The sequence below is a fragment of the Streptomyces sp. NPDC008137 genome (assembly GCF_042957035.1).
Classification (GTDB): Bacteria; Actinomycetota; Actinomycetes; order Streptomycetales; family Streptomycetaceae; genus Streptomyces.
In genome coordinates, this window is sequence record NZ_JBIBHN010000002.1 from 331521 (window position 1) to 343247 (window position 11727).

General features: G+C 70.1%; 8 protein-coding genes. 7 read left to right on the forward strand and 1 reads right to left on the reverse strand.

Annotated elements, in window-relative coordinates:
• Positions 1 to 2: 2 nt before the first annotated feature.
• Entirely contained in the window at positions 3 to 410 is a 408-nt protein-coding gene (locus ACFZBT_RS05055) for a hotdog fold thioesterase (protein WP_391098420.1), read from the reverse strand.
• 254 nt (positions 411 to 664) lie between these two features.
• Between ACFZBT_RS05055 and ACFZBT_RS05060 the strand changes: the two genes are divergently transcribed.
• From ACFZBT_RS05060 to ACFZBT_RS05090, 7 genes are all read left to right on the forward strand, one after another.
• A complete protein-coding gene (locus tag ACFZBT_RS05060; protein WP_391098423.1) occupies positions 665 to 1846 on the forward strand; it encodes an ROK family protein in 1182 nt (393 codons plus the stop codon).
• A gap of 110 nt (positions 1847 to 1956) precedes the next feature.
• Positions 1957 to 3474 (forward strand): ATP-binding cassette domain-containing protein, encoded by a 1518-nt coding sequence (locus tag ACFZBT_RS05065; RefSeq protein WP_391098426.1) that lies wholly within the window; start codon positions 1957 to 1959, stop codon positions 3472 to 3474.
• On the forward strand, positions 3471 to 4487 hold the full coding sequence (locus ACFZBT_RS05070; protein WP_391098428.1) for an ABC transporter permease: 1017 nt from the start codon (positions 3471 to 3473) through the stop codon (positions 4485 to 4487). The genes ACFZBT_RS05065 and ACFZBT_RS05070 overlap by 4 nt, the downstream gene beginning before the upstream one ends.
• Positions 4488 to 4501: 14 nt before the next feature.
• A complete protein-coding gene (locus ACFZBT_RS05075; RefSeq protein WP_391098430.1) occupies positions 4502 to 5548 on the forward strand; it encodes a substrate-binding domain-containing protein in 1047 nt (348 codons plus the stop codon).
• A 61-nt stretch (positions 5549 to 5609) separates the two neighbouring features.
• Positions 5610 to 6824 (forward strand): Gfo/Idh/MocA family oxidoreductase, encoded by a 1215-nt coding sequence (locus tag ACFZBT_RS05080; protein ID WP_391098432.1) that lies wholly within the window; start codon positions 5610 to 5612, stop codon positions 6822 to 6824.
• Between the two features lie 15 nt (positions 6825 to 6839).
• On the forward strand, positions 6840 to 7838 hold the full coding sequence (locus ACFZBT_RS05085; RefSeq protein WP_391098435.1) for a TIM barrel protein: 999 nt from the start codon (positions 6840 to 6842) through the stop codon (positions 7836 to 7838).
• Positions 7839 to 7939: 101 nt separating this feature from the next.
• On the forward strand, positions 7940 to 11662 hold the full coding sequence (locus ACFZBT_RS05090; RefSeq protein WP_391098437.1) for a ThuA domain-containing protein: 3723 nt from the start codon (positions 7940 to 7942) through the stop codon (positions 11660 to 11662).
• Positions 11663 to 11727 lie beyond the last annotated feature (65 nt).

An 11727-nucleotide genomic window follows, 5' to 3' on the forward strand; every position in this document is an offset into this window, starting at 1 on the left:
CCTCAGCCGGCTGTCAGCACCGCCTGGGTCTGTGTCGTCTGGCCCACCAGGGTGCCGTCCTCGTCGTACAGGTCCGTCCGGACGGCGATGAGCGAGCGTCCCACGTGTACGGGCCGGGCCTCGGCGCGGACGTGGCCCGACCGCACGGCGCGGAAGAAGTTCGTCTTCGACTCGACCGTCGAGGTGCTCGCGCCCGGCGGCAGGTTGAGGAACGCGCAGACCGCGCCGGCCGTGTCGGCGAGTGTCATCAGGGCTCCGCCGTGCAGGGCACCGCCCACCGTGCACAGCTCAGGGGCCCAGCCGAGCACGGCCCTGACCTGGGCAGGGGTGGCTTCCTCCAGGGTGATGCCCAACGCGTCGGCGAAGGGCACGGCCTTCAACAGCGCTTCGGGGGCGGGGGTGTCGGTCATGCGGGACCTCCTGGTGCCGAGGACGCGTGCTGGTGCCAGCCTGACCTGGGGCGCGTTCGCGGTCGATTACCTGCCGGGTCATACCCACCCCGCTCGCCTTTGTCCTCTGAGTGGAAAAAGTCGTGGGTAATTCCTGCGCGACTTCTTCCCACCTCCGGCAGCCGCTGCTACTTTCCCTTCGAAAGCAAGCCACTGATGTGGCGGAAAACCGGCGCGCACAGGCCGATCGAGGCGGGGAGGGGCTCGTGAGACGTATGACCGCACGACCCGGAAACGCCCACCAGGCCCGACTGCTCACGCTGTTGCGCGACGGCGGACCCAACTCCCGTGCACAGCTGGGCGACCAGGTCGACCTCTCGCGGTCCAAGCTCGCCGTGGAGGTGGACCGGCTGCTGGAGACGGGTCTTGTCGTGGCCGACGGACTCGCCGCCTCGCGCGGTGGCCGCCGCTCCCACAACATCCGGCTCAACCCGGGTCTGCGCTTCCTCGGCGTCGACATCGGCGCGACCTCGGTCGACGTCGCCGTCACCAACGCCGAACTGGAGACCCTCGGCCACATCAACCAGCCCATGGACGTGCGCGAAGGCCCGGTCGTGGTCTTCGAGCAGGTCCTGGCCATGGCCGCGAAACTGAGGGCCTCCGGGCTCGCGGAGGGGTTCGACGGCGCCGGTATCGGCGTCCCGGGCCCGGTCCGCTTCCCCGAGGGCATCCCGGTGGCACCGCCGATCATGCCAGGCTGGGACGGCTTCCCCGTGCGGGAGGCGCTCAGCCAGGAACTCGGCTGCCCGGTCATGGTCGACAACGACGTGAACCTCATGGCGATGGGGGAGCAGCACGCGGGCGTCGCCCGTACCGTCGCCGACTTCCTCTGTGTCAAGATCGGCACCGGCATCGGCTGCGGCATCGTCGTCGGCGGTGAGGTCTACCGCGGCACGACGGGCAGCGCCGGCGACATCGGGCACATCCAGGCCGTGCCCGACGGCCGCCCCTGCGCCTGCGGCAACCGGGGCTGCCTGGAGGCCCACTTCAGCGGGGCGGCGCTCGCCCGCGACGCCACGGAGGCCGCCCAGCAGGGACTCTCGGCCGAACTGGCGTCGCGGCTGGAGGCGAACGGCGGTCTCACGGCCGTCGACGTCGCCGCCGCGGCCGCCGCGGGCGACGCCACCGCACTCGACCTGATCCGCGAGGGCGGCAATCACACCGGCCAGGTCATCGCCGGCCTGGTCAGCTTCTTCAACCCGGGCCTGGTGGTGATCGGCGGCGGGGTGACCGGCCTCGGCCACACCCTGCTCGCCGCGATCCGCACCCAGGTCTACCGCCAGTCGCTGCCGCTGGCGACCGGCAATCTGCCCATCGTCCTGGGCGAGTTGGGACCCGCCGCCGGTGTCATCGGCGCGGCCCGGCTCATCAGCGATCACCTGTTCTCACCTGCGTAAGCGCACGTCAGCTCGTCAGCACGTCGCACCACGCTTCCGTACCGAGCCCTGCACAGTGCCCCGCTCCGCCCTGCCCTGAAACCGGCCCGCACGCCCGCCAAGGGGACCTCATGGCACCAGAACCACCGCTGCTCAGCATGTCCGGCATCACCAAGTCGTTCCCCGGAGTCCGGGCCCTCGACGGCGTCGACCTCGACGTCCAGGCCGGTGAGGTGCACTGCCTGCTCGGCCAGAACGGCGCGGGCAAGTCGACCCTCATCAAGGTCCTGGCCGGTGCCCACCAACCCGACACCGGCACCATCCGCTGGCGCGGCGAGGAGGTCACGCTCCGCTCGCCGATCGCCGCCATGCGCCTCGGCATCGCCACCATCTACCAGGAACTCGACCTGGTGGAGCATCTGTCGGTCGCCGAGAACGTCCACCTCGGTCATGAGCCGACCGCCGCCGGGTTCGTCGTACGCGGGAAGACGGCGCGCGAGTCGACCGCTCGGCTCCTCAAGCGACTCGGGCACCCGGAGGTCGATCCGGCCCGTCTGGTCGGCCAGTTGTCGGCCGCGCAGCAGCAGATCGTGTCCATGGCCCGGGCGCTCTCCCACGACGTGCGGCTCATCGTGATGGACGAGCCCTCCGCCGCCCTCGACCCGGACGAGGTCGACAACCTCTTCCGTATCGTCGGCGATCTCACCGCCGCCGGAGTCGCCGTCGTCTACATCTCGCACCGTCTGGAGGAGATCCGGCGCATCGGCGACCGGGTCACCGTGCTGAAGGACGGGCGGGCCGTCGCGAACGGGCTCCCGGCGAAGTCGACACCGACCCGCGAGGTCGTCGCGCTGATGACGGGCCGCAACGTCGAGTACGTCTTTCCCGACCGGCCGGTCTCCCCGCCGACTGGTGAATCGGTACTCCAGGTGCAAGGGCTGGCCCGCCAAGGGGAGTTCGAGCCCTTCGACCTGGAGGTGCGGCCCGGCGAGATCGTCGGCCTCGCCGGCCTCGTCGGCTCGGGCCGCTCCGAGATACTGGAGACCGTCTACGGGGCCCGCAAACCGACGTCCGGTCAGGTCCTGGTCGACGGGCGGCCCTTGAAGCCGGGCAGCGTACGGGCCGCAGTCCGCGCCGGACTCGGGCTCGCCCCCGAGGAACGCAAGGCCCAGGCCCTGCTGATGCTGGAGTCCGTCACCCGCAATGTGTCGGTCTCCTCCATGTCCCGCTTCTCGCGCGGCGGCTGGATCGACCGGGGTGCCGAACTCGGTGCCGCCCGGGCCGCGACCCGCGAGCTGTCGCTCAGGCCGGACAACCCGTCCGTGCCCGTACGCACCCTGTCCGGCGGCAACCAGCAGAAGGCCGTCCTGGCCCGCTGGCTGCTGCGCGGCTGCAAGGTGCTCCTGCTCGACGAACCCACCCGCGGCGTCGACGTCGGCGCCCGCGCCGAACTGTACGCCGTGGTCCGCCGGCTGGCCGACGAAGGCCTCGCCGTGCTGCTGGTCTCCAGCGAGGTGCCCGAGGTGCTCGGCCTCGCCGATCGCGTCCTGGTGCTGCGCGAGGGCCGTGTCGTCCACACGGCACCCGCGCGCGAACTCGACGAACACCGCGTACTCGACCTGGTCATGGAAGGAAGCCCGGCATCATGACGCAGCCCGTCTCCCCACCGCGGGACAGCACCGACAAGGTGCCCGAGGCTCAGCCCCCGGCCTGGCGCGGTCTGCTGTTCCGCGCCGACGTCCGCACCCTCTCCCTGCTCGGCGTGCTCGCCGCGCTGATCCTCATCGGCGGCATCACCAAGCCCGACGAGTTCCTCGACACCCGCAACCTGCAACTCGTCCTCACCCAGGCCTCCGTGATCGGCGTCGTCACCGTCGGCATGACCTTCGTCATCGTCTCCGGCGGCATCGACCTGTCGGTCGGCGCGATCGTCGCCCTCGCCTCGGTGTGGGCGACGACGGTTGCCACCCAGGAGTACGGCTTCGCCGGCATCCTCTTCACCGCGATGATCGTCGGGGTCGGGTGCGGCCTGGTCAACGGGGTGCTCATCGCCTACGGCGCGATGGTGCCGTTCATCGCCACCCTCGCCATGCTGGCCTCCGCCCGCGGCCTCGCCCTGCAGATCACCGACGGCAAGACCCAGATCGTCACCGTGCCCTCCGTCCTCGACCTGGGCGAGCGTGACGCCTACATCCTCGGCATCCCGCCCCTGGTCCTGGTGTTCGCCCTCGTGACGGTCATCGGCTGGCTGGTGCTCAACCGCACCACCTTCGGCCGCCGCACCGTCGCCGTCGGCGGCAACCCGGAGGCCGCCCGGCTCGCCGGCATCGACGTACGCCGCCAGCGGCTCTACCTCTATCTGCTCTCCGGCCTGTGCTGCGGCATCGCCGCCTTCCTGCTGATCGTCCTGTCCGGCTCCGGCCAGAACACCAACGGCAACCTCTACGAACTCGACGCCATCGCCGCCGCGATCATCGGCGGCACCCTGCTCACCGGCGGCCGCGGCACCATCACCGGCTCCGTGCTGGGCGTCCTGATCTTCACCACGATCACCAACATCTTCGCCCTGAACAACCTGCAGAGCGACGTCCAGCAGATCGCCAAGGGCGCGATCATCGTCGCCGCCGTGCTGGTCCAGCGCCGTACCGCGAGCACGACCTGAGGAAAGGGTTCACCATGCCACAGCTTCCCACTCGCAGAGGACTGCTCTTCGGCTCCGCCGCCGTCGGGGCCGGTGCCCTCCTTGCCGGATGCACCAGCAACGAACCGTCCGGCGCAAAGGACGAGCCGGCCGGGAACGACCAGCCCGCCGCCGACGACAAGCCGGGCAAGAAGGTCACCATCGGCTTCGCCGGACCACAGGCCGACCACGGCTGGCTCAACGCCATCAACGACAACGCCAAGGAGCGCGCCGAGAAGTACTCGGACGTCAAGCTGGAGATCACCGAGGGGTCCAACGACACCGCCCAGCAGATCGGCCAGATCGAGACCCTCATCAACAAGAAGGTCGACGTCCTGGTGGTGCTGCCCGCCGACGGCAAGGCCCTCACCCAGGTCGGACTGAAGGCGATGCGCGCGGGCATCCCGGTCGTCAACCTCGACCGGATCTTCAACACCCCGCAGGCCTACCGCTGCTGGATCGGCGGCGACAACTACGGCATGGGCCTCAACGCCGGGCACTACATAGGCGAGAAGCTCAAGGGCAAGTCGGGTGCCCGCGTCATCGAACTGGCCGGCCTGGACAACCTGGAGCTGACCAAGCAGCGCACCAAGGGCTTCGACGACGCCCTGAAGAACTACCCCAACATCAAGAAGGTCGCCCGCCAGGCCGCCGACTTCACCGTCGAGTCCGGGCAGGCCAAGATGGCCCAGCTGCTCCAGGCACAGTCGAAGTTCGACGCCCTGTGGAACCACGACGACGACCAGGGTGTGGGCGCGCTGCGCGCCATCGAACAGGCCGGGCGTGACGGCTTCCTGATGGTCGGCGGGGCCGGCGCGCTCTCCGCCTTCCAGGCCATCAAGCAGGACGACGGTGTGCTCAAGGCGACGGTGCTCTACCCGCCGACCATGGCCGCCTCCGCGATCGACCTCGCCCGCGCCCTCGGCCAGGGCAAGGGCATCGGCGGCATGGCCGAGTTCGAGATCCCCGCGTCGATCACGCTCTACTCGGCCGTCGTCGACAAGACCAACGTCGACCAGTACATGCCCACCGGCTTCCAGTGACCGGTTCCGCCCCCGCACCCCCCACGTGCGCGACCCCGACCAGGACGAGGAGGACTCCCACATGGGACAGCCGCAGCAGCAGTCAGAAGGGACCGAGGAGGCGGGCAAGCCACCCCTGCGCGTGGGGATGGTGGGCTACGCCTTCATGGGCGCCGCCCACTCCCAGGGCTGGCGCACCGCGGGCCGCGTCTTCGACCTGCCGCTGAACCCGGTGCGGGCCGCGATCTGCGGCCGGGACGCCGCAGCCGCGCGGGCAGCGGCGGACCGGCACGGCTGGGCGTCCGTCGAGACCGACTGGCGTGCCCTCGTCGAACGGGACGACATCGACCTGGTCGACATCTGCACCCCCGGCGACAGCCACGCCGAGATCGCCCTCGCCGCCCTGGCCGCGGGCAAGCACGTCCTGTGCGAGAAGCCCCTCGCCAACACCGTCGAGGAAGCCGCCTCGATGGAACGCGCGGCCGAGGAGGCACAGGCACGCGGCCAGATCGCGATGGTCGGCTTCAACTACCGCCGGGTGCCGGCCACCGCCCTGGCCCGCCGGATGGTCGACGAGGGCCGCCTCGGCAGGCTGCGGCACGTGCGGGTGTCGTACCTCCAGGACTGGCTCGTCGACCCGGACTTCCCGCTGACCTGGCGGCTGCGCAGGGAGCAGGCCGGCTCGGGCTCGCTCGGCGACCTGGGCGCGCACATCGTCGACCTCGCGCAGTATCTGACGGGGGAGCGGCTGGCGGGCGTCTCCGCGCTGACCGAGACCTTCGTACGGGAGCGGCCGCTGCCCACCGGCGCCACGAGGGGCCTGGCCGCGGTCTCCTCGGCCGGCACCGGCCAGGTCACCGTGGACGACGCCGCCCTGTTCACCGCCCGCTTTCCCTCCGGCGCCCTGGCCTCCTTCGAGGCCACCCGCTACGCCACCGGCCGCAAGAACGCCCTGCGCATCGAGCTCAACGGGGAGCGCGGATCGCTCGCCTTCGACCTGGAGCGGCTCAACGAGCTGTCGTTCCACGACGGCACCGAGCCGGGCGCGGAAGCCGGTTTCCGCCGCATCCTCGTCACCGAACCCGACCACCCCTACCTGGACGCCTGGTGGCCGCCGGGCCACGGCCTCGGCTACGAGCACACCTTCGTCCACCAGGCCCGCGACCTGGTCCACGCCGTCGCCGAGGGCCGCCGTCCCGAGCCCTCCTTCGCCGACGGACTGCAGGTGCAGCGCGTGCTCGCGGCGGTCGAGGAGAGCGCCGAGAAGAACTCCGTCTACACCCCGATAGCGGTCTGAGGAGGCTGACGCGCGATGCCGCGTACGTTCACGCTGTTCACCGGCCAGTGGGCCGACCTGCCGCTTGAGGAGGTCTGCCGGCTCGCCCGCGACTTCGGCTACGACGGCCTGGAACTCGCCTGCTGGGGCGACCACTTCGAAGTCGACAAGGCGCTCTCCGACCCCGGGTACCTCGACGGGCGCCGGGCTCTGCTCGACAAGTACGGCCTCAAGTGCTGGGCCATCTCCAACCACCTCGTCGGCCAGGCCGTCTGCGACGCCATCATCGACGAACGCCACCAGGCCATCGTGCCGGACGCCGTGTGGGGCGAGGGAGACCCGGAAGGCGTACGGCAGCGAGCCGCCGAACGGATGAAGGACACCGCGCGCGCCGCGGCCGCCTTCGGCGTCGACACCGTCATCGGCTTCACCGGCTCCGCCATCTGGCACCTGGTCGCCATGTTCCCGCCCGCCCCCGACGCGATGATCGAACGCGGCTACCAGGACTTCGCCGATCGCTGGAACCCGATCCTGGACGTCTACGACGCCGAGGGCGTGCGGTTCGCGCACGAGGTGCACCCCAGCGAGATCGCCTACGACTACTGGACGACGGCCCGCGCCCTGGAGGCGGTCGGCCGGCGCCCCGCCTTCGGCCTCAACTTCGACCCTTCGCACTTCGTGTGGCAGGACCTCGACCCGGTCGGGTTCCTCTGGGACTTCCGCGACCGGATCTACCACGTCGACTGCAAGGAGGCCCGCAAGCGCCTCGACGGTCGCAACGGCCGGCTCGGCTCCCACCTGCCCTGGGGCGACCCGCGGCGCGGCTGGGACTTCGTCTCCGCCGGGCACGGCGACGTCCCGTGGGAGGACGTCTTCCGGATGCTGCGCTCCATCGACTACCAGGGCCCGGTCTCGGTCGAGTGGGAGGACGCCGGCATGGACCGGCTCCAGGGGGCGCCCGAGGCGCTGACCCGCTTGAAGGCCTTCGACTTCGACCCGCCCAGCGCGTCCTTCGACGCCGCCTTCAACAGCTGAACCAGGTCACCGAATCTCCGGGGTGACGGCGCACCCCGGCGCCCGCACCGCACGTCTACGCACCCATCCCGTACGGCCCACCCCGTTCCCGGAGGGACTTCGTGCACAGAACCAGACTCAGAGGCACCCGCAACGCCAGACAGCCCAGGCTCCGCACCACCGTCGCCCTGTTCACCGGCCTGCTCCTGGCCGTGGGCACCCCGGCCACCGTCGCCGGAGCCCACCCCGGCCACCCGGAACACGACGATCCGGCAGCCGCCGAGGGCCAGTTCCAGCAGGTGCCGCTCGCCAAGGGCGAGCCCGAGACGGGCGAGCCGATGTCGCTCGCCGTGCTCCCGGACCGCAGCGTGCTGCACACCTCGCGCGACGGCACGCTGCGCCTCACCGACCAGGGCGGCGTCACCAAGATCGCCGGCAAGCTCGACGTCTACAGCCACGACGAGGAGGGCCTCCAGGGCGTCGGCATCGACCCGGACTTCAAGAACAACCGGGCGATCTACCTCTACTACGCCCCGCCCCTCGACACCCCCGCGGGCGACGCCCCGGAGACCGGCACCGCCGACGACTTCAAGAAGTTCGACGGCGTCAACCGCCTCTCCCGCTTCACCCTCAACGCCAACGGCACGCTGAACAAAGCCAGCGAGAAGAAGGTCATCGACGTCGCGGCCTCCCGCGGCATCTGCTGCCACGTCGGCGGCGACATCGACTTCGACGCGGACGGCAACCTCTACCTGTCGACCGGCGACGACACCAACCCCTTCGCCTCCGACGGCTACACGCCGATCGACGACCGCGAGGGCCGCAACCCCGCCTTCGACGCCCGCCGCAGCTCCGCCAACACCAACGACCTGCGCGGCAAGATCCTGCGGATCAAGGTCGCCGAGGACGGCTCGTACACCGTCCCGGCGGGGAACCTCTTCGCCCCGGGCACGGACAAGACCCGCCCCGAGATCTACGCGATGGGCTTCCGCAACCCCTTCCGGATGAGCGTCGACGACAAGACCGGCATCGTCTACGTCGGCGACTACGGCCCCGACGCGGGCGCCGCGGACCCCAAGCGGGGCCCGGGGGGACAGGTCGAGTTCGCCAAGGTCACCAAGGCCGCCAACTTCGGCTGGCCGTTCTGCACGGGCAACAACGACGCGTACGTCGACTACGACTTCGCCACCAAGGAGTCCGGCGAGAAGTTCGACTGCGCCGCCCCGAAGAACACCTCGCCGTACAACACGGGCCTCACCGACCTGCCGCCCGCGCAGGCCGCCTGGATCCCGTACGACGGCGGCTCGCTGCCCGAGTTCGGCAGCGGCTCCGAGTCCCCGATGGCCGGCCCGGTCTACCGCTACGACCCCGGGCTCGACTCGAAGGTGAAGTTCCCCGAGGCCTACGACGGTGACTTCTTCGCGGGTGAGTTCGGCCGCCGCTGGATCAAGCGGATCGAGCAGAACGCCGACGGAGCCGTCGCGAAGATCAACGACTTCCCGTGGACCGGCACCCAGATCATGGACATGGAGTTCGGCCCCGACGGCGCGCTCTACGTCCTCGACTACGGCGTCTCCTGGTTCCAGGGCGACGAGCACTCCGCGCTGTACCGGATCGAGAACGCCGAGGACGGCTTCTCGCCGATCGCCGAGGTCAGTGCCGACAGGACGTCCGGAGCGGCCGGCCTGAAAGTCAAGTTCACCGGCTCGGCCAAGGACGCGGACTCCCCGGACCTGACCTACAGCTGGGACTTCGGCGACGGCACCAAGGGCGAGGGTCTCAACCCCACCCACAAGTACAAGAAGATCGGCACCTACACCGCGACCTTCACCGCCAAGGACGCCGAGGGCCACACCGGCACCGCCAGCACCCGGATCGTGGTCGGCAACACCGAGCCCAAGGTGCGGATCGACATCCCGGGCAACGGCGCCCTGGCCGAGTTCGGCAAACCCGTCCCCTTCAAGGTGACCGTCACCGACCCCGAGGAGACCGTCGACTGCTCCAAGGTCAAGGTCGCCTACAGCCTCGGCCACGACTCCCACGCCCACGAACTGACCAGCGAGATGGGCTGCGAGGGCACCCTGAAGCCGCCCCCCGGTGACGGCGGCCACGACCCCAACGCCAACATCTACGGCGTCGTCGGCGCCAGTTACACCGACGGCGGGGCGAACGGGCAGGAGACGCTGACCGGCACCGCCCGCGCCGTGCTCCAGCCGCTGCACCGCCAGGGCGAGCACTTCTCCAAGCAGCAGGGCGTCACGGTCATCGACAAGACCGGCGCCAACGGCGGCAAGACCGTCGGCAACATCGACGACGGCGACTGGATCTCCTTCACCCCCTACCGGTTCGACGGGCAGAAGAAGATGACCGTGCGGGCCTCCTCCGGCGGCGCGGGTGGCTTCATCGAACTGCGCACCGGCTCGCCCGACGGCAAGCTGCACGGCTCGGCGTACATCCCGCCGACCGGCGGCTGGGAGACCTTCCAGAACGTCGACGTACCGCTGCGGTCCCTGCCCAAGAAGACCACGGACATCTACCTGGTCTTCAAGGGCGGCGCGGGCGCGCTCTACGACATCGACGACTTCGAGTTCTCCACACAGCCCTTCAAGGGAGGCAAGAAGGTCCTGGTCTTCTCCAAGACCGCCGGCTTCCGCCACGACTCCATCCCGGCCGGCATCACGGCCCTGAAGGAACTCGGCGGCCCCGCCGGCATCACGGTCGACGCGACCGAGGAGGCCAAGCAGTTCACCACCACCAACCTCGCCAAGTACGACGCGGTCGCCTTCCTGTCCACCACGGGTGACGTCCTCAACGCCGAGCAGCAGAAGGCGTTCGAGAACTATGTGGCGGGCGGCGGTGGCTACATGGGCATCCACGCGGCCGCCGACACCGAGTACGACTGGGCGTTCTACGGCGGCCTCGTCGGCGCCTACTTCGACTCGCACCCGGCCAACCAGAAGGCCACCGTCCGTGTCGAGGACCACGACCACCCGTCGACCGCCCACCTGGGCGACGCCTGGGAGCGCACCGACGAGTGGTACAACTACCGCACCAACCCGCGCGGGCAGGCCAAGGTCCTCGCCACCCTGGACGAGACCACCTACCAGGGCGGGAACATGAAGGGCGACCACCCGATCGCCTGGTGCCAGAGCTACGGCGGCGGCCGCTCCTTCTACACCGGCGGCGGCCACACCAAGGAGTCCTACGCCGAGGAAGCCTTCCGCGCCCACCTGCTCGGCGGCCTGCAGTACGCCACCGGCCAGGTCAAGGCGGACTGCAAGCCGAGCAAGGACCACCGGAAGATCTTCAACGGCCAGACCCTGGACGGCTGGAAGCAGGCCGGACCCGGAAAGTTCGCCGTCAAGGACGGCGTGATGGAGTCCGAGGGCGGCATGGGCCTGCTCTGGTACCAGGCCAAGGAGCTGAAGTCGTACTCCCTCAAGCTCGACTGGAAGATGCGGGGCGACGACAACTCCGGCATCTTCGTGGGCTTCCCGGCCTCCGACGACCCCTGGTCCGCGGTGAACAAGGGCTACGAGATCCAGATCGACGCCACGGACGCGCCCGAACGCACCACGGGCTCCGTCTACTCGTTCAAGTCGGCGAACATCAAGGCCCGTGACCAGGTTCTACGGCCGCCCGGCCAGTGGAACTCCTACGAGATCAAGGTCCAGGGCGAACGCCTCCAGGTGTTCCTCAACGGAGTCAAGATCAACGACTTCACCAACAAGGACCCCCAGCGGAGCCTGACCGACGGCTACATCGGACTCCAGAACCATGGCGCCGACGACCAGGTCTCCTTCCGCAACATCCAGTTGAAGGAACTGCCCGTCAAGGGCGACTGAACGGCGGCGGGCGGGGGACGCCGGACCCCCGCCCGCCGTCTTTGTCCCACCCCCGGGTTTCGCGC

Coding starts and splice junctions, on each gene's coding strand:
- ACFZBT_RS05055 (WP_391098420.1), bottom strand. CDS start 410: ATGACCGACACCCCCGCCCCCGAAGCGCTGTTGAAGGCCGTGCCCTTC.
- ACFZBT_RS05060 (WP_391098423.1), top strand. CDS start 665: ATGACCGCACGACCCGGAAACGCCCACCAGGCCCGACTGCTCACGCTG.
- ACFZBT_RS05065 (WP_391098426.1), top strand. CDS start 1,957: ATGGCACCAGAACCACCGCTGCTCAGCATGTCCGGCATCACCAAGTCG.
- ACFZBT_RS05070 (WP_391098428.1), top strand. CDS start 3,471: ATGACGCAGCCCGTCTCCCCACCGCGGGACAGCACCGACAAGGTGCCC.
- ACFZBT_RS05075 (WP_391098430.1), top strand. CDS start 4,502: ATGCCACAGCTTCCCACTCGCAGAGGACTGCTCTTCGGCTCCGCCGCC.
- ACFZBT_RS05080 (WP_391098432.1), top strand. CDS start 5,610: ATGGGACAGCCGCAGCAGCAGTCAGAAGGGACCGAGGAGGCGGGCAAG.
- ACFZBT_RS05085 (WP_391098435.1), top strand. CDS start 6,840: ATGCCGCGTACGTTCACGCTGTTCACCGGCCAGTGGGCCGACCTGCCG.